Genomic DNA, 22,499 nt, shown 5'->3' on the forward strand with positions numbered 1-22,499 from the left:
CTACAGGACTACGCAGGCGAGCACGGACTCGTTCAGAAGCACACCACGCGCGGGCATGGCCAGGCCGCCTGAGCCCCGGCGGGGGCCGCCCCCGACTCGATGCCTGTACGCCGCTCCGGGGAACACGAGCTGAGGACTCTCACCCGATGCGGCGGAACTGAGCGGAAGGGCAGGGCGACCGCAACTCGGCCAGGCGGCATGGTCGGACCGCCCGATGGTTCTCGACGGGGCGGGGCTCGCCGCGCGATGAGGAGGGCTCGCCCACCGTGCTGTCTGTGGACCTGCCGTCGTCGTGTCGTTCCGCTGCCCGCGCTCTGTATCGCCCCGCTTCGCTGGCACCGGATGCGGCAGTCGGCCGCACGCGCCAAGGCGGGGGAGCAGTGGCACGAGTCCGGCTACGTCTTCACCACCCGCACCGGGCGCCAGGTCGAGCCGCGGAACGTCTACCGGTCCTTCACCCGCATCGCCGACTCCGCCGGCATCCGAGTCGTCCGGCTGCACGACGCCCGGCACGGCACCGCCACCCTCCTCACAGCGGCCGGAGTCGCGCCCCGCGTCGTGATGGAGATCCTCGGGCACAGCCAGATCAGCATCACCATGGACGTCTATACGCACGTCGTGCAGGACACGCAGCGCGAGGCCATCAGCCACATGGGCCGGCTGCTCAAGAGGCGCCCCGGCAGTGAGTGACCGCCCTCGTTGATGGCAACAACTGATGTCAAAGGCCCCGGACCATGATCGGTCCGGGGCCTTTTCCCTTGTGCCCCCAGCAGGATTCGAACCTGCGACACCCGCTTTAGGAGTTCATTCTTGGCTGCATGCGCGCTGCCGCGTTGCTACTAGAGGGGCACAAGTCTGTCTCCCCGCCACCGTCAAGGTCCCCGTACGTACGGCTCTGTTGCCGTCATCTCCTGCCGTCAGGATCCGCTGCGCAGTCGCTTCTCGCACTCGCTCTTGTCCGGCTGATCGGTTAGGTTCTGGTCGGCTGTTCGACCTGGTCAGTGGAGGCGTCGGGTGCAGATCTCGGGTGTCGAGGTGTACGTGAATCACCCGGTGCTGCACTTGGGCGCGACGGATTGGGTTCCCATCTCCCTGGAGCTGGGCGACGCTGACGCAGCAGGCTGCGACACCCATGTTGCGGTCCGCGTCCGGGCACAGTCGGACCTCATCCGCGTGCGCCTTTTCAAGGACCTCGGCGACTCCGTCAGCGCCAACCCTGCGTTCACTACCGTGTTTGACGGCCAACTCCTCCTGGACAACGGACGCCTGGCTGTCGGCGACGTCGAAGGCCTCACCCGCTTCGTCTATCAGCTGGGGGACCGAGGAGCCTGGAACGTTCGCGTAGCGGTGGACAAGCCGGGTTGGGATGCCCGTGCCATCGATGTGACTGTTGGACGGCCCAGTACGTAGCTTCAGCAGCGTGACGGGGCGCTTGGAAGGCGCCTGGTGTGATCGTCGGCGCATCCCTCCTGACCTGGTGTTCCACGGACGCCGAGCGCGATAGATCGGCGCCTTCGACACGTATTCGACAGGGGGGCGCCAACGTCCACTGGCTACGGCCGCTCCTGCCGGGTATCTGGCTGAGCATGCCTGCTCTGATCTATACCTCGCACAGCGCAGCAACCACGGCGTGGGCCTTCGTGGGAGCCATTCTCATCGTGCTGGCGGTGGGTTGGGGTATATCCGGATGAATCTCACCTGAGGCGCGATCCAGATTTTTCGGAGTTCGGCGGTCTGCGGATGTCGAGAACGTGCCACCGGCTCCGTCCCAGGGACATCAGCGGCCACCACCGGCCGCACGAGGAAGAAGGAGAAACCAGCATGGCGATTCAGCGGATGGACAACGTCGGCATCGTCGTCGAGGACATGGATGCCGCCATCGCGTTCTTCGTGGAACTCGGTATGGAGCTGGAGGGCAGGGCGGAGGTCGAGGGCCTCTTCGCCGACCAGTGCACCGGACTCGACGGCGTCCGCTGTGACATCGCGATGGTCCGGACCCCAGACGGTCACAGCCGGCTCGAGCTGGCGAAGTACCGCAGCCCCGCGGTGATCAGCGCCGGGCCGCGCAACCGGCCGCACAACATTCTGGGCACGCACCGCGTCATGTTCGCCGTCGACGACATCGAGGACACCGTTGCCCGCCTGCGCCCTCACGGCGCCGAACTCGTCGGCGAGATCGCCCGGTTCGAGGACAGCTATCGGCTCTGCTACCTCCGCGGCCCGGAGGGCATCATCATCGGACTGGCCGAGCAACTGCGCTGAGAAGGAGGAACCGAACCATGCAGCCGAACGGAAGCCATGAGATGGACCTCGGAGAGAGGTGGCTCGCCACCTCTGAAGTCGTTTACTAACATGGCGGTAACTTCGCAATTCTGGCTGTATTGGGGCGTATTGATCGCGAGAGTATTGGCCCAAAATCGCCTACGACCCTCAGCTGTGATCGCGGTTGGCTCCGCGGCTTTGGGCGGGAGCTGCCATGGGGCGAGTGATCATGGCCCATTAAGCTGATGGCGAGTCGGGCAGTCTGTGGACCTTCCCGACCGAACTTCTCCCCGACATGACGCAGCACCTCGACGCTTACGCGGGCCCCGGTCGTGACGGTCACGTCTTCCTAGGTCCGCAGGGTGGTCGACTTCGGCGCAGCAACTTCCGGGATGACTGGATCAACGCGCGGAAGAAGGCGGGCATCACCGCAGACGTGCACTTCCACGATCTTCGCCATACAGGCAACACCCTCACCGCGTCCGGCGCGAGCCTGCGGGAGCTGATGACCAGGATGGGCCACAGCACACCCCGTGCCGCCCTGATCTATCAGCACATGGTCAACGGCCGTGACCGTGAGATCGCCGATCGGCTCGGCTCGATGATCCGCAAAGAGCGTGGTGATACGGACTCCTAGTAGGGCTCCGTCGACTCCGACTGCCCACTACCCCTCCCCGTCCTCCCACCAGTCCCAGTCCGGATCCGCGTCCAGGCGGGCCAGGAACTCCTCGCCGCTGCCGAAGAAGGACCAGTCGGTGTCCACCACGCATGGGAAGCGCTCGGCGATGGCGCGGGCGATCCGCTTGGCGAGGTCCATGTCCCGGTAGGGCAGGATCAGGCCGGTGTATGGGCCGAGGAGTTCGGCGATCCTCGCCAGTTCCTCCTGCGTGAACTCGCGGCCCAGCTCGCGGTCCTCGTCCAGCAGCAGCGAGACACCGCCCACGCCCTTGCCGACGGTCAGCGCGTCCGGATGGAGGCCTACCCCTCCGATCGCCGACAGCGGCTCCACCCACGTCCCCGCCGCCCACAAAGAGCAAGAGCTCGTCGGCTGCGCACGCTCACAGCGGACCCGAGGCGGCCAAGCCGAAACCGTCACGGTCGGCCAAGAAATGCTCGCCTACACGGGACGTCATCGTCTGGACGAAGGCCCGCGGTGTACCCGACAACGCGGTGGTCCTGGGAAATTACAACTTGGTGACCTGCGAGACCACGTTCCAGTTGCTGCAGCACACGTCGCCGACTGAAGCCGGGGACTGCGCTGAAGCGGCATGGGCGAGCGATAACCCGGGCTACAACGCCGATGCGATCCCGGCCGCTCGCCTGAAGAAGGTGCAGGTTGCGATCGGCCCTGCCTGTTGATGTTCAGTGCCGTCGCCGACGAGGACCAGCTGCGTCGGCGCGGTTCCGTCGGTGAGGATGTTCGGGACTGCCGGGCCCTCGGACAGGGCCCGGCTCTTCATCCGTAGTCGGAGGGGGACTTGCCGAGTCGCCAGTCGCTGGGCTTGTGGCTGCGCATCGATTCCTCGGCAGCTGCATCTGCGCGGGACTCTTGATCGGCGCGTTTCTCCTCGGCCTGCTGGCGGATACGCCGCTTACAGCCTGAAACACAGGAAAGCTCCGCCGCCCAAGGCAGCGTGGGCTGACTCGTGCGGGTTAGGACTGGCTGTTGAAGCAGAGCCCACACGGCTTCCACTTCGCGGGTACCGCCTTCGCCGAGTAGGTCAGGAGCTTGGCCCCCTGCCAGCCGCGACGGAAGTAGACACTCCGCCCGCCCGCGCGAGGCGGGCGGCGGGGGGGCGAGGGGCTCGGAGGACTCAGCGATCAGGCGAGCCGGTAGACGGCCTGGTCCGGGTCCGATCTCACGATCAAGCCGTCCTCGGCGAGTTCGCGCAGGTTGTGACGGGCCTCCTTGCCCGCGGCTTCATCGCTTGTCGGCTCGTACCCGGCAACGCGCAGAGCCAGCACGGCGCGCTGCGTGTCCCAGGTGCCGCCGAGAGCCTGAATCACCGCGGCGAGCGCCTGCTTGTGCGTCAGCGGTGTATCGGTCATCGCATCCTCCCCTTCGGAAACCGCCACAGCATGACACGGCAAGAGCCCACGCCCGCAAAAGCGTCGGGGCTTTGGGCCGGGATGAATCAGCGTGACAGGACTGGGCTGTGTGACACTGCCGCCTGCCGTTGCGCTGTAGGGAGTGGACCGAGGGGTCCCGTCTTGCTCGCTCCCCCCTTTGAGCGGGTGCGCACGCGCAGGGTCAGGCAGGTGCGTCCCCCCGTCGTCTGCCTGCCCGGTGCGAGCCTTTTCGGGGCGGTCTCCGGTCAGCCGGGAAACCCCGGTAACCTGAGCACGCCGCAACCCAAATGATCACCAATCATGAGAATTCGGGTCTCGCGGTGACCGGACGTTGTCGCGAGTCGGGGTGGGTGCACAGGTGCTGCTGGCGGACCGCTACCAGCTGGACGAACTGCTAGGACGCGGCGCGATGGGCGAGGTGTGGCGGGCCGCCGACCAGGTCCTCGGGCGCCCCGTTGCGGTCAAGCTCCTGCGGGCGGAAGAGACGACGGACACCGAGCGGTTCCGCCTGGAGGCGCAGACCGCGGCCCGCCTCAACCACCCCAACGTGGTGAGCGTGTACGACTTCGGCTCCCACCACGGCCGGCTCTACCTGGTCATGGAACTCGTCGAGGGCTGGAGCCTGGCCCAGGAGCGGTCCTTGCGCGGCGTCCTGGCCCCGCACGAGGCGGCCGCCATCTCAGCACAGGTAGCGGCGGGCCTGTCCGCGGCGCACCGCCAGGGAGTGATCCACCGGGACATCAAGCCCGCCAACGTGATGCTCACCACCGACCGCACCGCAAAGATCACCGACTTCGGGATCGCCCGCTTCGCCGACGACGCCGCCAGCACGCTGACCGCCACCGGCAAGATCCTCGGCACCGCCGACTACCTGGCCCCCGAGCGGGCCCTGGGGCGCCCCGCGCAGCCCGCCTCCGACGTCTACTCCCTCGGCTGCGTGCTGTACGAACTGCTCACCGGCAAGGCTCCGTTCCGCGGCGCGACCTCGCTGTCCGTCGTGCAGCAGCATGTCGACGCTACCCCGCTGCCGCCCGCCCAGCTGCGCCCCGAGATACCCCAGCCGCTCTCCGGATACCTGCTGCACCTGCTCGCCAAGGACCCCACGCATCGACCCACCGCTGAGCAGGCAGCCGACTGGCTCGCCGCGCAGGAGCAGACGCCGCCCCCGGCGGAGCCGAACAGCACCGCCCTCATGCCCGCTCCACCCGTCCCTCCGTCCGTACCACCACCGCCCGCTGCCGCCCCCGCCACGCACTCCCGCCCGCGTGAGCGCCGCAAGGTGTCCTCGAAAACCGCGCTGGGCGTCGCGGGTATCACCCTGTTCGCTGCGGCCGCCGCCGTCGGTGTATCGCTGAACTCTGGTGACGACAGCCCTTCGTCGCCGGTCTCGCCCACGCCGGTAAGTGCCACGTCCGCGCCCGTCAGCGACACGCCTGCCGGCACGCCGCCGAATGCCGTCCCGTCCACCACGGCGCCTCCAGCGGAAGACCATGGAGACGGCGAAAACCACGAGGGGAACGGCAAGCACGGCAAGGGGAAGGGTTCAGACAACTGAGCCGGTGCTCGACACGCCGGAGCCGCCCGCCTGATCCCCCGTGGCGAGCGGCTCGTGTCGAGTGTCCAGAGATCAGAGTCGGCGGCGGCGACGTTGGTGTCCTCGGCCACTAGACGACGCCGGCGAACCGGCGGCGGGATTCGAACCCGCGTCTCCCTCTTGACAGGAGAAGTAGCCGCAACCTGCGCACCTGGACGCGTCCACCGTAGGCAGTCCGCCTCAGGTGAGCATCTGAATTACGGCGCCGCCGGGCAACACGAGCGCGCACGGGCCGCGTTCGACCCCTACATGCGGGGGCTGGCACCGCGCTACGGTCTCGCTGAACGCCTTGGGGGCTCCATGCACATCAGACACGCGGCACTCATCCGCGCCAGGGCCTCGGCGATTTCCACGGTCTCCTCGTCGTCGGGGCCGTAGACCACGCACATGTCGTCGTGGAGCGGTTCGAGCATCCGCCGGGCCTCGACGAGTCGTCCCTCGGACAGTTCCAGGAATCCGATGGCGCGTCGCAGTTCTATCGCCTCGTCGCTGGCGTCGCTGTCCACGGCCCGCACCTGGCGGAGGACGGCATCGAACTCCTGTAGGGCGACCGTCACCTGGCCCAGTTCGGCGCGGCAGTGCGCGGCCTGGGCGCGACAGGAGCGCGCCTTTTCGCTGGTGGGTCCGGCGGTGCGGGAGAAGGCGCCGGCGAGCGCGTCGAACTCGGGCAGGGCCCGGCGGTAGTCGCCGCCGAGGAACCGGATCGCGGCCCTCTCCATGCGCAGGTCTAGCACCTCGCCGTTGTCGAAGCCGAGCGCCAGGGCGGCCGCCTCGACAACCTCGACGAGGCCCTCGGCGGCCTGGGCGAACCGTTCCTGTTTGGCCGGGACCTTGGTGGCGGGCTTGACTGAGGCCTCCTGCTCCGGCGCAACCACTTCGACCTCGGCAGGCGACCGCTACCCTGGCTTGGTCGGATGGGGGGCGTCGTGACAAGTGAAGTACCCGGCAATGGAAGGCGTCGACGACCCTGTCTTCGTCGCTCGCCCAACTGGTCTGCGGCGACGGGCCCGTTCCCTGTGCTGCGGCGAGAAGGCCGCGAACCGCCTCTAGGTCGCCAGTGCGATCCCTCCGGTGCAGTCGGCCCCGACTGTTGGCGTCCAGGTCGGCGGGCCGGATCACCAGCAGGCGCAGGCCGTGAGCGGGGATCTCCGCGTCGCGTCGCCCGTCGTACAGCGCCCGCTGCTCGCCTCGCTCCACTCCACTCACCGTCAGGCGCCCAGGCTTGTCGAAGAACGGCGTGGCCTGGTCGTGCTGCATCTCGCGGTACTCCACGACGAGCTTGTGCCCAGGCCAGTACCCGTCGACCGGCAGCCTGGTCCGCCGCCCCGCGGCTCCTGCATCGCCGAGCAGCCAATCGAACCGGTGCTGCCGAAGGCCCTGCTCGCCGAGGACCTCGTCACACAGATCGAGCACGTACGCCTCGTCGCTGTTCTCTCTCCCACCCATGCGCCGGGATGCTGCCACAGGCCACTGACAGAGGCCGCCGGACGACCAACTCGCCCCGCCGCGAGGGCAATCGGCCGCGTCCCACAGACATCTGACCGCCGGCGCTGCGTCGGTGTGGGGTGCGTTTCTCCTTGAGGGACAGGTTGCTGCTGTCGGCGACATCGCGGTGCAGCTCATCGACCTGCAACCACCCACGAGGCCAGCCGATTCAACCTTGTTGCGCAGACATTTGCGCAGGTCATCGCAGGAAGAAACGCACCTCTGATTTCCGCGGCCCCGGTCTGGATGCGTGCGTCCTTGGTCGGAGCACATGATCAGACCGAGGCTGCCCGTCTGTCCGGCGAATGCCCAGGTGAGCGTCCACGTTCGAGTCGCGTTTCGACCCGGTGGACAAACGACAAGTTCAGGCTGTGCCGGTGCGTTCGCAGAGCCGATCAAGTGCCCTGCCGTACGACCACCCCGCGCGGCCCCGAGATGAATGGGGCGTGGTCGCCCGTTCGGCGGGGTTAGCCGCCGGCTGGTGTCGTCGGGGCTGCGGTCTCCTTGAATCCGGCCGGGATCGGCGGCTTGAGCAGGGCCAGGTTGGCGTCGGTGGCCGGAAGGATGTCGTATACGGTCACCACACTGGAGTTGTATTCGTCGCCCAGGCGGCCGGCCTTGCCGTCGAAGCTGGACTTCAGCGGCAGGTAGGTCTTCGCGTCGACCCACAGGCGGGAGACGGTCTGAGGGGCCGGCGACCAGGTCAACTCGATGGCCGCGCGTCCCTCGAGGGAGACCTTGCCCTTGACGGTGAAGTGGCCGTCGGCGATCTGCTGGCGGATCTCGTCGGGTGTGGTAGGTGCCGGCCACGCGTCGTCGGCCGCGTTGATCTCGGTGTTCTTCTGCCTTGACCAGCTGCGGGTCTGGTATTCGATGTCGATGAGCTCACCCTTGACGAGGACCTTGGTCCGCCCTGCGGCGCTGCCGCCGGGGACGGTGTAGATGGTCTCGACGTCCTGGCTGGGTGAGCCGTTCACCCGCTCCAGCTGCCGGATGCGACGCAACTGGCCAGGCTTGGCCGTCCCGGGGTAGGTCCACCTCTCGAAGGTGATCTTGGGGCTGCCGGGCACCGTCCAGGTCACCACGGCGTGCGACATGCTGCCGGACACGTCCTCGAAGGCGGCGAGGACGGCGGTGCGCAAATCGGTCGGGGACGCCGGAGGCGCGGTATGCGGAGCGGGCTTGCCGGGTGCCCAGACGAGGCCGACGGCCACTGCCGCCGCGGCGGCGACCCCTGCCGGGGCGGCGATCATCCAACGCCGCCTGCGGCGCCGCGGAACCGTCTCCGTACCGAAGATCCTGGTCAGCATGGCCTGGGCCTCGGGCGAGGCAGCGGTGGGTTCCTCCTGCTGGACCGGCCGGGCGGCACTCAGCGCGCTCAGCAGGTCGTCGTCGAGGGGAGTCATCAGGAAACCTCCTTGAGGTCGGTATCGTCACCCTGCTTCTGTCGCGCCGGCCCCGCTTGTTGCACCCGGGGATCCAGACCAAGCCGTTCCGCCAGCCGGTTGCGCGCCCGGTGCAGTCGGCTCCGGGCGGCCACCGGCGTGCAGCCCATGACGGTCGCGACCTGGGCGGGGGTGAGCCCGTCCCAGGCGATCAGGCGCAGCACCTCCTGGTCGTCCTCGCTCAGTGATTCCAGGGCTGCGCGCAGGGCGTCATGAGGCAGGTCCGCGGGATCGCCCGAGGCCGGAGGCGAGGCCGGGAAGCGGGCCAGGATCTCGCTCCTGCGCCGGTCCTTGCGGGTCTGGTTGCGCCACAGATTGTGCGCGACCACATAGAGCCAGGGCAGCGGGTCGTCGACGGGCACATCGTCGATCCGGCGCCAGGCGATCTCCAGTGCTCCGGCGACGAGGTCCTCCCCGTCCACGCCGGCCAGCCCCCGGTTGCGGGCGTAGCGGCGCAGCGCCGGATAGGCGCTGTCAAACAGCGCGCGAAAACGCGTTTCGGCATCCACACCCTTCTCCTGTCGCGTGGGCACCGGGCGTTGCAGACTATGTCGCGTCTTTCCAGACCGGAGAGCGCAGACTCGTGCGGACGTCTTCAGGCGGCCCGGAAGGGCTCCAGCTCCTGGCGTTTAAGGTTCAGCCCGTTGTCATGCGCGTCGTGCCGAGGCCGGACGGCCGGACCACCCTGCGCCACGCACGCGTTGCCTGACCTGTAACCCTCACCTTGCACAGGGGGAACGATCTTCAGTGCCCCGCATCGGCACTGGCCAGGATTCCCACACGGTGATGAGAATCCGCGAAATTCCCCGCCCGTGCTCTCGTTCTCTACTTGATTGAGCTGGTCAACGGTGTGGGGAGAGTGGGGGTCGGGAAGCACGTGCGAGTACCCGGCGACGTGGCGGTCGCCGGGTAGTGACGGTGGGTAGTGTCGGCTTGGCTCGTCCGCGGCTACTGTGAGGTTTCGTCGTTCAGCCAGTGCGGTGTGTGGAATGTGCCGCCGTACATCGGTAGCTCGATCCTGGCGCCGTAGCGGGCGAGCTGGGCCCAGGGCCGGTTGATCCCGGCGGAGCCGAACGCGCGGACGCGGGTGACGGTGTCCAGGTCGAGGACGTCGATGAGGATCTCCTCGCCGGGGCCCGCCTGCTGCCGGAGGATGCCCTCAGGGTCGACGATGGCACTGGTGCCGACGCCGGCCGGGTCGGCGGCGTTGACGTTGACGACGTAAAGCTGGTTGGTCCAAGCGTTGGCGCGTGCGCAGACCAGCTCCATCTCTCGGTCCCGGGTGGTGGTCAAGGTCGGCTGGATCACCACTTCCGCTCCCAGCCAGGCGAGTTGGCGCATGGTCTCCGGGAAGGAGCCGTCGTAGCAGATGGCGAGGCCGACGCGCCCGGCGCCGGGGATGTCGAAGACGGTGAACTCGCTTCCGGGAGAGGCCTGTTCGTAGGGCTGCCAGGGGAAGACCTTGCGGTAGCGGGCGACGATGCCCTCCTCGGGGGATATGGCGAGGGCGGTGTTGTAGATCTTCCCGTCCTCGGCGCGTTCGAAGACCGAGCCGGGCACCAGCCACAGCCCGGTCTCCCGGGCCAGGGCGCACAAGCGGTCGGTGAGCGGCCCGGGTACCGGCACGGCGACCTCCTGCATCCAGCCGTCCCTGCTCTCCAGCAGCGGTGGCTCGGCGGCGAGCAGTAGCTCGGGTACGACGACGAGTTGGACGTGCGGGAAGAGGTCGCGCACGGCGAGGACCTGCTCCCGGAAGCGGTCATGGGTCGCCTCGGGGTCGTGGGCGACCGGTCGGGTCTGGACGGCGGCGATGGCGAGCGTGCGCACAGTGGTTCAGTCCTCCGTGACGATGAGGTCGGTGACGGTACGGCGTCCGTGGCGGAAGAAGTCCGGGAAGCGGAGCCGGATCACAGCGGTGACAAGAAGGCCGAGGACGATCGAGCCGACGCCGAGCAGGAACACGCCGCCGACGCCGCCGATCGAGGTGCTGCCGTAACCGGGCTGGATCATGTCCACGGTGCTGCGGGCGAAGGCGGCGAGCATCATGAGGCCGCCCGCGAACGGGAGCACGCCCTGGAACACCAAGGTTCGTGCGGAGGTGCGCAGTTCGCCGCGGAAGTGCCAGACGCAGGCGAAGGCGGTGGCGCCGTAGTAGGCGCAGACGAGCAGGCCGATGGAGAGCACGGCGTCGCTGAGGAAGGACGGCGCCGCGTAGCTCAGCCCAGCGAGCAGTGCGACCGACAGCACGCCGGTGAAAACGGTGGCGACGGTGGGGGTGTGGAAGCGCGGGTGCACCCGGGCGAAGGTCTTGGGCAGCGCACCGTGCACGGCCACCGAGACGTTGGGGCGCGCGGTGGACACGATGCAGGTGAGCAGGGCGGCGACGGCGGACAGGGTGACGGCGAGCTGCACCACCTTGGCCAGCGGCCCGCCGAGGGCCGCTGGCGCGAGGGTGGTCAGGACGTCCGAGGCGTTGTGCGGGTTGCCGAGCCCGAGGCCCCTGGCTCCGGTCCCGGCGAAGCTGAGCGCGGCGACCGCCGTGAAGAGGTACGTGCTGAGCAGGACGAGGGTGGAGATGACGGCGGCCCGCCCCGGGGCGCGGGTGCGGTCGCGGGACTCTTCGTTGACGGTCAGCGCGGCGTCCCACCCCCAGTAGATGAACAGGCAGAGCAGCACGGACTCGGCGAACGGCCCGCTGCCGTGGAAGCCGAAGGGGTTCAGCCAGGCGGGGCTGGGAGCGCTGGCGCCGTGCCGGGCGACGGCGGCGATGCCGAACCCGATCAGGGCCGCCAGTTGCAGGGCGACCATGGCGGTCTGCACGGCGGCGGAGAGCTGGACGCCCCGGTAGCCGACGGCGGTGACCAGCGCGATGAGCGCGGCACCGAGGCAGGTCACAGGCAGGGTCTGAGCGGCCAGGCCGCTCAGACCGAGGAGTGAGAGCAGGTTGATCGCGCCGACCTGGGCCAGGGCGGTCATCGCGATGACCGTGGCGACCTGCGGGATCCAGTTGCCGAAGATCCAGCCGAGCCAGGGGCCGAAGGATCTGGTGATCCAGACGAAGTTGGTGCCGCAGTCTGGCATCACCCGGTTGAGCTCGCGGAAGGCGTAGGCGGTGCAGAGGATCGGCACGAAGCCGATCAGCAGTGCGGCTGGTGCCAGGTGGCCGACGGAGAGGACCACCAGACCGAGGGTGACGGTGATGCTGTAGGCCGGGGCGACCGAGGCGAGGCCGAGGGAGACCATCGACAGCAGGCCGATCGAATCGGACGCCAGGCCCTTGCTCCGGGGGGAGGGTCTGGCCTCGACGTCGGTGGGGTTGATTGTCACGAGGGCTCCCGGGGGACGGGTCGACAGTTGTTAAACGCGGATTTAAGAACTACCCGTCTCGCCCGTCAATAGATGGGCCGATACGATTGAACGTGAGATGAAAGAAAGGGAGGTCATGGCGGCAGGGAAGAAGGGCAAGGAAGCCCGCCGGGTAGAGCTGAGCGCGGCCGTGCAGCGGGCGCTGCTGGTCCGCGGCCTGGAGGGGCTGCGCCTGCGCGACATCGCCGAGGAGGCCGGGGTGACACCCGCGGCCGTGCTCTACTACGGCGACCTCGACGCGCTCGTCCACGACACCTACCGGCAGGCCATCGAGCGCTACAGCCAGCAAAGGGAGCAGGCGGCCGAACGCTTCACCGACGCCCGCGACCGGCTCCGCGCCTGCATCGACCACGGCCCGGCCACCGGGCCGGACGACACGCTCACGCGGCTGCTCTTCGAGTACTGGCCGCGCTGCCTGCGCGACGCGAAAGCAGCCGCCCTCGACAGCTCACTGACCGAACGTCAGATCGCGGTCTACTACGGCGTGCTAATGCTGGGACAGGCCCAGGGGCACTTCGCCCTGGCGGACCCGCCCCGCCTCCTCGCGGCGAGCTTCGTCGCCATGGAGGACGGCTACCAGATGGAGATCCTGGCCGGCCGCCGCACCCGCACCGAAGTCGTCACCGCCCTGCGGGCCTACGCCCGCGCCGTCACCGGCCACGACCTGGCCAGCCACCCATAACAACGGCCAAGCACCATCGCCGCGATCGAGCCGCGGCCCGGCCCGCTGCCCGGCTCCGGGCCCCCACAGCCGACCGATCTCACCCAGCCCACCGGTGAACCAGCCCAGGCACGCCGCCGGCGGCAAGCCCTCGCATGCCCGACGTGCCTCCAGGCCAACGCCTCGGTGGGTGGGGAGATCGACCGAGCAGGTGTGTCTCCACCCTGAGCAAGGGGTGGGGATTTTCAACGAGCGCCATCAACGGGCGTGAGGCAAAGGGGTGGGAGCCGGACGGCTACGGGCCCTGACCCGGCGACGCTGCCGCAAGCTTGAAGAGCGGCCCCTGCCACCCAGCCCACCGAAGTGGCCTGGGCGCCCTGCCACGTGTTGGGCGCCCAGGCCGGCCCTTGCGAGCCGAGGCAGGCCGGTTACGGGGGGAAACGGGCCTGCCTCGGCCCTTGCGAGCAGCGCCAGGCCCGTCACGGGGGGAGCGGGCCTGCCCCTGCACGTCGGCGCCCGCGTACCTCCCCCAAGAGGGCGGGCCCGTTGACCCTCATGATCGGGTCACTCTCTCCAGCGTGTACTGAGGCGGCAATGTCACAGATGGTGGTGGACCGTTGCGAGGCCAACACCCTTGTAGAAACGCACACTTACCACAGTCGCAAGTCGGATGCGAAACCTCCACATGCCTCGGTCACCAGCGGGGCAGCGCCACGTCGCCCTCGCCAGTCCGCTCGAAGCCGTCGTGCTGTGATCGGCACGCGATATGCCCCGCCGGACCACGTGCGTGACGGGCGACGGCCCATGTGAGCACCGCGTTCCAGGGCAGGCCGGGGCAACAGGAGTTACCGCTGAGACAGAACTGGGTCCGACACAGTGATGCCGCCTCGCCCGGGGACCGGTAGTTCAACGCCTCCGGCGGCCATACAGCCGGGGCCGGTCCGCGCCTGGGCAGGCATCCCTCTCACACCATGGCATCCCACCCCCCACCCGTCTTCTGATGCCTCACCCTCCCGTTGGGGGTCTAGCGGTATGACTCGCACCACCGGACACTCACGGCTGGGCGCCATCGCGGCCACCACAGCCGTGGTCACCTGCGCCACCGCGACGCTCAGCCTCAGCATGACCGGAATAGCCCAAGCCACGCCGATCAGCGTCTCCGGATCGATGGAAGGCGCCCTTCAGATCCACCCCGGGGACTGGATAGCCGCCGGGTACCACTTCCGCGTGCAGGGCGCCAAGAGCGGCGGCAGCTACACCTTCCAGCAGGCCGAAGTGCGGCTCCCTGTCAGCTGCTCGGCAGGTAGCAAGACCATCGCCGGCAACATCACGGTGCCCCTCGCCGTCGGTCTATGGACCGTGCTGCTCTTGTTCCCCACCCATGACATGGCGGAGGTCGATGGGGCGGGTCCGCCCGGCTTTTGAGGGTCCGGTGTCCAATCTTGCTGGATCTGGGGCAGTCTCGGTCTTCGGGAGGCATCCGCTCGCACTTCCCGCTCAATCTCGGTGCCCCCGGGGCAGCTCCGGTGCGCAGTTGGAGGGGGAGCGTCGCGGTGATGGGCCGTCGTTCGGCTGTCGGTGGGGGCACCTAGGGTGCTGGTATGAAGAGTTGGATCGACAGTCGGCTCGGGGAGTCGTATCCGGGTCATGAGGTGAATCTTGTCTTCGTCCGCGGGCTGCCCGCCGACGCCGTCGCCGAAGGGCTCGGCGGGTTGCGGCGTCAGGTGCTGGAGACCGGGTCGGCCGACGGGTGGACCTGGGCGGTGCACGACACCTTCGCCCCGGAGACCAACGACTTTGACCCGGTGGACTATCGGCCGCTGTGCGAGGACGGGGCAGAGGCGGTGGCGTTCGTGGTGGAGCCGTGCAGCGCCAAGGCCCACTCGCCCGACTTCACCTACTACCGGGACGGCCGGTGCGTGCTGCACTTCAGCTTCGAGGATCTGGGCCAGCGGGTGGGGGACAACCCGGACCATCTGTCGGCCGAGCTGCTGGACGCCGGGCTGATAGGCCCGGACGCGTACTGCGAGATGGAGGACGAGGACGGACACGACTGCTTCGACCATCACTATGACGACGACGACCGCTTGGTACGGGCGATAGCGGCCGCCTTCGGCCTGCCGTCGCCGCCGCTGGCTGCGGAGGTGGTGGGGTGAGCTGGCTGCCTTCGGACACGTTCGCCACGTTCTGCCGGGGCATGGATACCGGCCTGCTGCAGCGGATCCTGACGGATTCGGGGCGACCGGCACGGGCCGTGGGTGAGGACGGCGGCTGGGGGTGGGTGCTGCAGGACGCCTATGCGGCGCCGTACGGGCAGGGCGCGGAGGAGTTGGCCAGGGACATCACGGGGTACCGCTTCGTGGACCTGGTGGGAGATAAGACGGAGACCGTGTTCCTGGCGTCCACGCCGGCGTGTGAGTGCCCACATGGCCAGAGCTACGCGGTCCCGCACTGCCCGCAACACCCGTTCCAGTTCGCCTACCACCGCGGTGGCTTCGAGCAGCTGTACCTCAACCTGGGCGCCCGCAGGGAGTCGCGGCGGGGCGGTGCGATGGCAGACCTTCTGCTCCGAGAGTTGCTGGAGGCGGGCCTGGTGGGCAGGGAAACGCCGCGCTATGAGACGGAGCCGGGCTTCAACGAGGACGGCGCGGTAACGGTGGGGGTTCTCGCGCGCCATTTCAGCCTTCCAACGCCGCCGTTGTGGGCGGCGGCGTAGGGAGCGTTCGGCCCGGCTACCGCCTCGGGTTGGGCGGGACGCAGTGTTAGGCGTCATTGAAAATGCCTACGAGTGTGACACTTTGGGCAGCTTTGCGCCGACAAGATCGGTAAGCGTGCCTGCCGACGAAGAGGTGCAGATTTGGGGCGGCACCTTACCGACGAGGGGCATGTGAAAGGCCCTCCCGGTATCTCTTGGCCGAGCGCCGGGAGGGCTGTGTAGCGCGCGGAGGTGCTGTGCTCACGGTAGAGGTCGACCCGGAGCGGGTCGAAGTTCGCCTGGTGCGGGGCGAGGCCCACCTGCTGTCCTACGAACAGCTCGAAGCCATCCGGATGCTGACCAACACGGCCATGGACCAGGACTCGCCGCTGTCCTGCTTGCTGGTCGGCCAGCCGACCCTGCGGCGAACCATGAAACTCGCCGTCCTGGCCGCCCTCGAACAGCGAACCGCCCTGCGTCAGGGGGCCTCGTGCGTCGCTTCTTCCTGCCCATTGCCGCCATCCTGCTGACTGCCGCCTGCGGAGGCAGCGCCGGGCACGCCACATCGGCGTCTGCGCACGCCACGTCCCCGCCGCCCACAAAGAGCAAGAGCTCGTCGGCTGCGCACGCTCACAGCGGACCCGAGGCGGCCAAGCCGAAACCGTCACGGTCGGCCAAGAAATGCTCGCCTACACGTGACGTCATCGTCTGGACGAAGGCCCGCGGTGTACCCGACAACGCGGTGGTCCTGGGAAATTACAACTTGGTGACCTGCGAGACCACGTTCCAGTTGCTGCAGCACACGTCGCCGACTGAAGCCGGGGACTGCGCCGAAGCGGCATGGGCGAGCGATAACCCGGGCTACAACGCCGATGCGATCCCGGCCGCGCGCCTGAAGAAGGTGCAGGTTGCGATCGGCCCTGCCTGTTGATGTTCAGTGCCGTCGCCGACGAGGACCAGCTGCGTCGGCGCGGTTCCGTCGGTGAGGGTGTTCGGGACTGCCGGGCCCTCGGACAGGGCCCGGCTCTTCATCCGTAGTCGGAGGGGGACTTGCCGAGTCGCCAGTCGCTGGCCCTCGAGCAGCAGGGCCAAGTGGTGTCCGCTTACGAGCAGCTCGCCGCGCAGGAACCCGGCGTCTATCGCCCCGCCCTGGTCTCCGCCCTCCACGACCTCGGCGGACTGCTCCGCGGCCTCGGCAGCGACGACACCGACGCTGTCCTGGCCCGAGCCGCCACCCTCCGTCTCACCCTCGGCGGCGAGGAGGACTGACTCCGGCCGCGCCCTCCATGGTCACGAACAGCGGCAGCTCCCGCAGCCCATCCAAGCCTGACGAGTAAGCCCGCCTCGTAGCGTGGCTGCATACCTCCTCGACCACGTGGCCCACGCTGGCCTGACGCAAGGGGTGCCCGGGCGCTTACCGGATACGCCGACGTCGGAAAATGGTGCTACCCCTCTTCGGCTTCTTCCGTTTCAGCTTCCTGGTCGTCTTCGTCGTCTTCGTCCGCTGAGGGATCGGTCGCGTAGAGCAGCTCCCATAGGCGGTCCATCCCCCAGTCGGTGATGCCGACTTTTACCGTGAAGCTGCCGGTGCTGCCTGTCCAGGTGGATGTGGGCGCGTATCCGTGGTCAGCCAGCTCAGCGGTCGCCGCTTCGATAACGCGCGCATCCTGTTCGGCTTGGGGGCTGGAGGGTGCTGCGGCGGGGAGGAGGCGGAACGACAGGGTCTCCATATAGGTGGAGCACCCGGGCAACCCCCCCTCATCGATCAACTCGATCTCGTATTCCCCGTCATCGGCCTGGCTGATGTAGGCATTGGCCGCTCCCTGGAAGTCGAAGGGGTCGGCAATGTGAAATTCCGGCCCGGGGTGGCTTTCGGTTGCCGGCGTCGCCTCGCCGCTGTTCTCGTCCGCGTGGCCGTCGGGCGGGCAGGCCGTTGCCGTCTCCACGGCTTCGATGGGGTGGGGATTGATGTAGAGGGACTCCAGTTGGGCCTTGCCGTAGCGGGGGCCGATGAGCCATCCCGGCGTGTGCCCGGCGGGGTTCGTGGGGCGAGCAAGCAGGCGGTGATCGGTGGCGCGGTACAACGCGATGTCGTATCCCTGCTGCAGCCATTCGTCGAGTACGCCGTCGGTGCCCAGGTCCCCTTCTGCGTTGGTCTCTGAGGTGGGGAACAGGGCGCGGACGGTGGCAAGGTCGATCTCGTTGTCTTCCATACGGCTTGTCCAGGAGAGGAGGGGCGCCTTCCCGGCGCCGACGAGCGAGGGGTGGTGTTCGGGTGTGGCAGTAGAAGAACCACCGCTGGCGGGTTGGGGCGTGGAAGGTGTCGGGCTGCTGAACACAGCGCAGCGGCCATGTCGGGGGCACGGGCCAATCCGGGATTCCGCAGGGAGCAAACCGGCCGCTGCCAGTCGCGGGGCCAGCCTGCGGTGCGCGCCCGGCGGTCGGGGTTCGGTGACGCAATGCGTGGGCGGCGCTCGGGGTCGTCAGGCCAGGAGCTTGCCGGTAATTGAGCGGCTGCAGTCGGTCCGCGGCCACGAGGGTGTGCCGGGAAGGAGCCCCGAAGGCCGGCATGACGAAGGTGCGTACGGTCGCTGGGCCGCCCGTCTGGCTCACTTCGGACGGTACACCGGTGAGGTGGCCGCATAGCGGTCCCGGGCATCGGTGTTGGCGGTGCGGAGGGCGGCCAATTGGGCGTCGAGCCGCCGCTCGAACTCGGAAAGCCGGTTGTTCGTATGGGCCTGAGCCCATTCGAGGTAGAAAGCCGCATTGGGGGAGTGCCCGTCGTGCAGGACGTCCACTGTGGTCGGTTGCGCGGCATGCGCGGTGTGCAGGACCACTCGTACGACCTGCGGGGCGATCTGCTGCGGCTGGAAGCCCAGCAACTCCCCCGCCGGAATCGACCAGCGCTGCATGCGTCCGAAATAGGCAATCGTGCCGAGGCTCAGCAGCATGGCACCGGCATCCACTGGGGAGAGTTGTTGCCGGTCGGCTTGCTGTCCGGCCTGGCCGGCGCCGAGCGTGACGGCGGCCGGGCCGAGGGGGACGGTTACCGCGCCGAAGAGGCCTCGGAGCGGGCCGGCGGTGGTCTTCATGGCCAGCAGGTTGGCGCCGCAGATGTGCAGCGGCGGGTCGTCCTGAGGCCAGCCGTAAAGCATGGAGCGGGCAATGGAGACGGGAGAGCCGTCCGGTGCGTACGGGTCGGCCAGCACGCGGGCGGTCGCCTCGGCAGCGGACTGCTCCCCGCGCAACTGGGCGAGCGATGTCTCCAGGGCCGCCTCCGGATGGCCGACCTGGTCGATGCGGCCGAAGTCGGGAAGCCAATGCGTGATGCCGCACACCGGGCAAGGCTGGCCTGGTGCGAGGATGCCCGCCTGGCCGCAGCGGGCACAGTACAGAGATCGAACGAACTGACTCATGGTGTCACCGGTCCGACACCACGACGCTGCCGAGCGCCATGTCGGCCCAGGTCTGTCGCTTGTTGTGCCACAGCGGCCACAGGTAGCCCAGAGGGATGACGATCACGACCGCGGGGAGGTAGTCGATGATGTGCAGGAGCTGGCGGCCGAAGGCCTGGCCGACCCCGAGGGGCTGCCCATCGCTCTCGCGAACGACACGGATGCCGACCACCCGCTTGCCGAGCCCCTGCCCAGTGCGTCCCTCACCGACGACCTGGTAGATCACATACCCGAAGAACCAGGCTATGCCGAGCAGCAGGAATAGCACCACTCCGGCGCCGAGCGTCTGCGCCGAGGCAATACCGATGGCGAACAGGATGAACGGCGGCACGATCGCAGCGAGGTAGTCGATGAGGAGTGCGCCCGCCCGCTGTCCCCAGTTCGCCAGCGGCGGGCCGAACCAGGCCGTTCCGGTGAGGAATCCACTGCCGGACGGTGGTTGCGGGGAGGTGGGGAAGCCGTACGCCGCGCCCCTGGGAGGAGGTACGTGCCACTGGCCGGAGGCCGGGCCGCCGTACGAGCCGACGCCGCCATACGCTCCGGGGCCCACGGGAGTGGCCGAGGGATCCCCCGCGTTGCCGGCACCGGCACCGAGGCCCTCACCGGGCTGGGTGCCGGCGTGAGGTGTGTAGGCCCAGGGCGCCGGCACGGGAGCGCCCGGCGGGGGGGCTGCCCTCCAAGGTGGCGGAGTCGCGTCGCCGCTGTCCTTGCTCAGACTCCACGGCCGGGGCGGAGGTATCGTCCCCACGGGCGGCGCCTGTGCCGGAGGAGCGACTGGAGCCCCGCAACCGGCGCAGAACCGGTCGGCGGCGTGGCGTGACGGCATTCCGCAAGCAGGGCAGGGCAATCCGGACTCCAGGGTCAATGGTTCGTGGCGCGCTGGGGGGTCCGCTGCCGTGTAGAAGATGTGAAGATCCTCTCCGCTGTGCGGGGAGCAGTCAACCCGTGTTCAGGAATTTCACCGACGGCGGGGAGACGGCGACGGCAGCCGACGCGAAACGTCGAAGGCCGGTGACGGCCCCGAGACGCGGTGGCTCCGAGAGTGGTGCCTGCTGGCGACGAATGCCGCCACCTCCCACCACATCCCGGGGAACCCCAATCGCCATGAATGACCGCGAAGTTGCGAAGGTCGGGGAAGCCGAGTTGGGATCACCTGCCACGGTCAGACTCGTCGGCGCCTCTGCGAGCCAAGCGTGCCTACGGATCCGGTGACGAGGCTGCCAGCCGTCCCACTGTCCCACTAGGCACGCTGACCTGTGAAAAGAGATGGGACAGGGCTCAGCGGATGGTGTCCCACTGTCCCACTTCGCGCGCGATGGTGAGGTGCCGGCGACCGTAACTGTCCCCCGGTCTCAACAGTGACTGGGTAGGGGTGACGGCCCCGTGCCGGAGCACGGACCGTCCGCCTCTGATCATGTTGCAGCCCACTCTGACGCAGCGCGCTCCCACGTTTGATGACGGGCACACCCCCGCCCGGTCACGCACTATTTGCGATACAAAGGCACTCTGCCGACGGATCTGATCATGGAACATGCAGGTCACAGCACATGTGACCAGCGAATCGGCTACGCGCTCCGGAGCCGTGCGCTACTCGGCAGGGCGCATGGCACTCAAGACCGGGGATGCGACATGGTGTCACGGTGTAGGAACCCCGATCTTCTCAAACCTGGAGTGCACCTGTCGCTGTATCAGCCATCGACCGTAGCCACTACCTGCGGATTCGGGTCAGACGTGGCCCAGGCACTGGACATCGAGCCTGGCTCGGATGTGATCAGGCGACGTCGTGTGTATCGCGACCGGCACGGCATCGTCGCGCACTCGACGTCGTAGATCCCTGCTCGGTACGGGAAGTTGATCCCGCAGCTGGCGAAGAGTGGGGCGGATCACGGCCGCGCCGGGGGAAGGCACAGTTCGAAGAGCGCCCCGCCGGACCGGGAGACGCCGGCCGTGAGAGTGCCGCCATGGCGCTGCGCCACGTCGCGGGCGATGGCAAGGCCCAGCCCGGCACCGCCGTCGTCGCGGCTGCGCGCGTCGTCCAGGCGCACGAACCGCTCGAAGATCCGCTCGCGTTCGGACTCCGGCACGCCGTCGCCGTCGTCGCCGACCGTGAGCACGACCCGGCCGCCCTGCCGCCGTACGGAAACGGTCACTTCGCCGCGGGCGTGCCGCTGGGCGTTGTCGAGGAGGTTGCCCACCACCCGGGCCAACTGACCGGGTGAGCCGTTGACTTCGCAAAGCGGCTCGGCGTCGGCCGTCACCGGGATACGGTCGCCGGCGCGCCGGCGGACCTCCTCGTGCACGAGTTCGCCCAGGTCGACCCGCCGCCACGCGGGCCGCTCCCCCGCGTCCAGCCGGGCGAGCAGCAGCAGGTCGCCCGCGAGCTGCTGCAGCCGCTCCGTGTCCTCGACCGCGCCGGAGAGGTCGAGCAGTTGGGGATACGCCGAGCCCACCTCCAGCTGGGTTCGCAACGAGGCGATGGGGTTGCGTAGTTCGTGCGAGGCGTCGGCGACGAAGCGGCGCTGCCTCTCTACGGCCGCCTCGAGGGCCGTGAGGGTTCTGTTGGTGGTGCGGGCCAGCCTCGCCACCTCGTCGCGCGTGGCCGGCTCCGGCACGCGCCGGGAGAGGTCCTCGGAGGCGGTGATGGCTGCCATTTCGCGCCGGATGCCTTCCACGGGGGCGAGGGCACGCCGGGTGACCAGCCATGTGGCGCCGGCGACCACCAGCAGGAGCGCCGGGAGTCCGGCCAGCATCGCCACGGCCGTCGTCGCGACGGCGCCCTTCTCGGCGGCCAGGGACGCGCCCGCGTGGATCACGACTGTCCGGCCGCTGCGGTCGGTGGCCTTGACGGTCGCGAAACGGTAGTCGGCGGTGCGGCCGCCCAGGGTGGCGCGCCCCGCGCCGTGCCGGACAGTGTTGGCGATCGTGCCGGCGGCCGGATCGTCGTTCGGGGTGGGAGACGCCGAGTGGGAGCCGCCGCTCGTGTCGTCGGAACCGCGTCCCCGGCCCCGGCCGTGCCGGTCGCCGCCGCTGTCGTCGTCCCCGGCCGTGGGAGACGGGGAGGGGGACGGCGACGGGGAGGGGGAGGGGGACGGGGAGGGGGAGGGGGAGGGGGACGGGCTTGGGGGCGCGGCGGCGGGCGGGCGCGGCACACTCACGGCTGCCACGCCCGTGCCGCTGATCTTCTCCAAGTCCTTGCTGGCCGCGAGCAGTCGGCCGTCCTCGGTGGTCACCTGCACGGGCGCGTCCTCGGGCAGCCGGAGCCGCGTGTACAGAGTGGTATCCGGCTTCCTCGTCGCGATGGTCAGGGCGACCCTGCGGGCGGTGTCGTCGGCCTGCGTCTGCGCCTGCCCGGTGAGGTTCGTGCGGAGCGAGACCAGCACCGCGATCCCGGCGGCCACCAGCGCGATCGCCACCACCGCCGTCGCGCCGAGCGACATCCTGGACTGGACGGACGCGAAAGGACGGT

Annotated in this window: 23 protein-coding genes and 2 pseudogenes; 14 read left to right on the forward strand and 11 right to left on the reverse strand. The window is 69.0% G+C overall.

Features of this window, described 5'->3' with window-relative positions:
* Positions 1-285 precede the first annotated feature (285 nt).
* The 4 genes and pseudogenes from ACFYXB_RS39280 to ACFYXB_RS39295 all read left to right on the forward strand — a co-directional run.
* A pseudogene (locus ACFYXB_RS39280) lies at positions 286-690 on the forward strand (tyrosine-type recombinase/integrase); the annotation flags it as partial.
* Between the two features lie 324 nt (positions 691-1,014).
* Positions 1,015-1,410 carry a hypothetical protein gene (locus ACFYXB_RS39285; protein WP_389589782.1) on the forward strand — a complete coding sequence of 132 codons (396 nt, stop codon included), beginning with the start codon at positions 1,015-1,017 and terminating at the stop codon, positions 1,408-1,410.
* A gap of 411 nt (positions 1,411-1,821) precedes the next feature.
* Positions 1,822-2,262, forward strand: a complete 441-nt coding sequence (locus tag ACFYXB_RS39290; RefSeq protein WP_389589784.1) for a VOC family protein — start codon at positions 1,822-1,824, stop codon at positions 2,260-2,262.
* A gap of 295 nt (positions 2,263-2,557) precedes the next feature.
* Positions 2,558-2,899 carry a tyrosine-type recombinase/integrase gene (locus ACFYXB_RS39295; RefSeq protein WP_389589785.1) on the forward strand — a complete coding sequence of 114 codons (342 nt, stop codon included), beginning with the start codon at positions 2,558-2,560 and terminating at the stop codon, positions 2,897-2,899.
* A gap of 27 nt (positions 2,900-2,926) precedes the next feature.
* On the opposite strand, the gene ACFYXB_RS39300 is transcribed toward ACFYXB_RS39295, so the two are convergent.
* Positions 2,927-3,271, reverse strand: coding sequence for a hypothetical protein (locus tag ACFYXB_RS39300; protein ID WP_389589787.1), 345 nt, complete (start codon positions 3,269-3,271; stop codon positions 2,927-2,929).
* 185 nt (positions 3,272-3,456) lie between these two features.
* Between ACFYXB_RS39300 and ACFYXB_RS39305 the strand changes: the two genes are divergently transcribed.
* Entirely contained in the window at positions 3,457-3,621 is a 165-nt protein-coding gene (locus ACFYXB_RS39305; protein ID WP_389589789.1) for a hypothetical protein, read from the forward strand.
* Between the two features lie 462 nt (positions 3,622-4,083).
* Here ACFYXB_RS39305 and ACFYXB_RS39310 read toward each other — a convergent pair whose 3' ends face one another.
* Positions 4,084-4,311 carry a hypothetical protein gene (locus ACFYXB_RS39310; protein ID WP_389589790.1) on the reverse strand — a complete coding sequence of 76 codons (228 nt, stop codon included), beginning with the start codon at positions 4,309-4,311 and terminating at the stop codon, positions 4,084-4,086.
* A 367-nt stretch (positions 4,312-4,678) separates the two neighbouring features.
* On the opposite strand from ACFYXB_RS39310, the gene ACFYXB_RS39315 reads away from it, so the two are divergent.
* Positions 4,679-5,887, forward strand: a complete 1,209-nt coding sequence (locus tag ACFYXB_RS39315) for a serine/threonine-protein kinase (protein ID WP_389589792.1) — start codon at positions 4,679-4,681, stop codon at positions 5,885-5,887.
* Between the two features lie 308 nt (positions 5,888-6,195).
* Here ACFYXB_RS39315 and ACFYXB_RS39320 read toward each other — a convergent pair whose 3' ends face one another.
* The 5 genes from ACFYXB_RS39320 to ACFYXB_RS39340 form a co-directional block, all read right to left on the reverse strand.
* Complete coding sequence (locus ACFYXB_RS39320) at positions 6,196-6,801, reverse strand: hypothetical protein (protein ID WP_389589794.1); 606 nt, start codon at positions 6,799-6,801, stop codon at positions 6,196-6,198.
* Positions 6,802-7,878: 1,077 nt separating this feature from the next.
* Positions 7,879-8,817 carry a hypothetical protein gene (locus tag ACFYXB_RS39325; RefSeq protein WP_389589796.1) on the reverse strand — a complete coding sequence of 313 codons (939 nt, stop codon included), beginning with the start codon at positions 8,815-8,817 and terminating at the stop codon, positions 7,879-7,881.
* Positions 8,817-9,365: an RNA polymerase sigma factor gene (locus tag ACFYXB_RS39330; RefSeq protein ID WP_389589797.1), complete on the reverse strand. Its 549-nt coding sequence runs from the start codon at positions 9,363-9,365 to the stop codon at positions 8,817-8,819. Before ACFYXB_RS39330 ends, ACFYXB_RS39325 begins: the two co-directional genes overlap by 1 nt.
* A 439-nt stretch (positions 9,366-9,804) precedes the next feature.
* Complete coding sequence (locus ACFYXB_RS39335) at positions 9,805-10,683, reverse strand: carbon-nitrogen hydrolase family protein (RefSeq protein ID WP_389589799.1); 879 nt, start codon at positions 10,681-10,683, stop codon at positions 9,805-9,807.
* Between the two features lie 6 nt (positions 10,684-10,689).
* Complete coding sequence (locus ACFYXB_RS39340; protein ID WP_389589800.1) at positions 10,690-12,183, reverse strand: APC family permease; 1,494 nt, start codon at positions 12,181-12,183, stop codon at positions 10,690-10,692.
* Positions 12,184-12,298: 115 nt separating this feature from the next.
* On the opposite strand from ACFYXB_RS39340, the gene ACFYXB_RS39345 reads away from it, so the two are divergent.
* The 7 genes from ACFYXB_RS39345 to ACFYXB_RS39375 all read left to right on the forward strand — a co-directional run bounded on the left by ACFYXB_RS39345 (position 12,299) and on the right by ACFYXB_RS39375 (position 16,847).
* Positions 12,299-12,904 (forward strand): TetR/AcrR family transcriptional regulator, encoded by a 606-nt coding sequence (locus ACFYXB_RS39345; protein ID WP_389589801.1) that lies wholly within the window; start codon positions 12,299-12,301, stop codon positions 12,902-12,904.
* Between the two features lie 1,011 nt (positions 12,905-13,915).
* A complete protein-coding gene (locus tag ACFYXB_RS39350; RefSeq protein ID WP_389589803.1) occupies positions 13,916-14,308 on the forward strand; it encodes a hypothetical protein in 393 nt (130 codons plus the stop codon).
* 176 nt (positions 14,309-14,484) lie between these two features.
* Positions 14,485-15,039, forward strand: a complete 555-nt coding sequence (locus ACFYXB_RS39355; protein ID WP_389589804.1) for a hypothetical protein — start codon at positions 14,485-14,487, stop codon at positions 15,037-15,039.
* The gene (locus ACFYXB_RS39360) at positions 15,036-15,599 is read left to right on the forward strand and encodes a hypothetical protein (protein WP_389589805.1); all 564 of its coding nucleotides are present in this window, start codon (positions 15,036-15,038) and stop codon (positions 15,597-15,599) included. The genes ACFYXB_RS39355 and ACFYXB_RS39360 overlap by 4 nt, the downstream gene beginning before the upstream one ends.
* Positions 15,600-15,835: 236 nt before the next feature.
* Positions 15,836-16,108, forward strand: coding sequence for a hypothetical protein (locus ACFYXB_RS39365; RefSeq protein ID WP_389589806.1), 273 nt, complete (start codon positions 15,836-15,838; stop codon positions 16,106-16,108).
* Positions 16,069-16,509 carry a hypothetical protein gene (locus ACFYXB_RS39370; RefSeq protein WP_389589807.1) on the forward strand — a complete coding sequence of 147 codons (441 nt, stop codon included), beginning with the start codon at positions 16,069-16,071 and terminating at the stop codon, positions 16,507-16,509. Before ACFYXB_RS39365 ends, ACFYXB_RS39370 begins: the two co-directional genes overlap by 40 nt.
* Positions 16,510-16,628: 119 nt before the next feature.
* Complete coding sequence (locus ACFYXB_RS39375) at positions 16,629-16,847, forward strand: hypothetical protein (protein ID WP_389589808.1); 219 nt, start codon at positions 16,629-16,631, stop codon at positions 16,845-16,847.
* Between the two features lie 176 nt (positions 16,848-17,023).
* Here the strand turns inward: ACFYXB_RS39375 and ACFYXB_RS39380 are convergent, their stop codons facing one another.
* The 3 genes from ACFYXB_RS39380 to ACFYXB_RS39390 all read right to left on the reverse strand — a co-directional run bounded on the left by ACFYXB_RS39380 (position 17,024) and on the right by ACFYXB_RS39390 (position 19,682).
* Complete coding sequence (locus ACFYXB_RS39380; protein ID WP_389589809.1) at positions 17,024-17,791, reverse strand: hypothetical protein; 768 nt, start codon at positions 17,789-17,791, stop codon at positions 17,024-17,026.
* 396 nt (positions 17,792-18,187) lie between these two features.
* The gene (locus tag ACFYXB_RS39385; protein ID WP_389589811.1) at positions 18,188-18,916 is read right to left on the reverse strand and encodes a hypothetical protein; all 729 of its coding nucleotides are present in this window, start codon (positions 18,914-18,916) and stop codon (positions 18,188-18,190) included.
* An 82-nt stretch (positions 18,917-18,998) separates the two neighbouring features.
* Positions 18,999-19,682 carry an RDD family protein gene (locus ACFYXB_RS39390; protein ID WP_389589812.1) on the reverse strand — a complete coding sequence of 228 codons (684 nt, stop codon included), beginning with the start codon at positions 19,680-19,682 and terminating at the stop codon, positions 18,999-19,001.
* A gap of 1,079 nt (positions 19,683-20,761) precedes the next feature.
* On the opposite strand from ACFYXB_RS39390, the pseudogene ACFYXB_RS39395 reads away from it, so the two are divergent.
* Positions 20,762-20,860: pseudogene (locus tag ACFYXB_RS39395) on the forward strand (GntR family transcriptional regulator); the annotation flags it as partial.
* Positions 20,861-20,916: 56 nt separating this feature from the next.
* On the opposite strand, the gene ACFYXB_RS39400 reads toward ACFYXB_RS39395, so the two are convergent.
* Positions 20,917-22,470, reverse strand: coding sequence for a sensor histidine kinase (locus ACFYXB_RS39400; RefSeq protein ID WP_389589832.1), 1,554 nt, complete (start codon positions 22,468-22,470; stop codon positions 20,917-20,919).
* Between the last annotated feature and the right edge of the window lie 29 nt (positions 22,471-22,499).

This window comes from Streptomyces sp. NPDC002619, assembly GCF_042889305.1.
Taxonomy (GTDB): domain Bacteria; phylum Actinomycetota; class Actinomycetes; order Streptomycetales; family Streptomycetaceae; genus Streptomyces.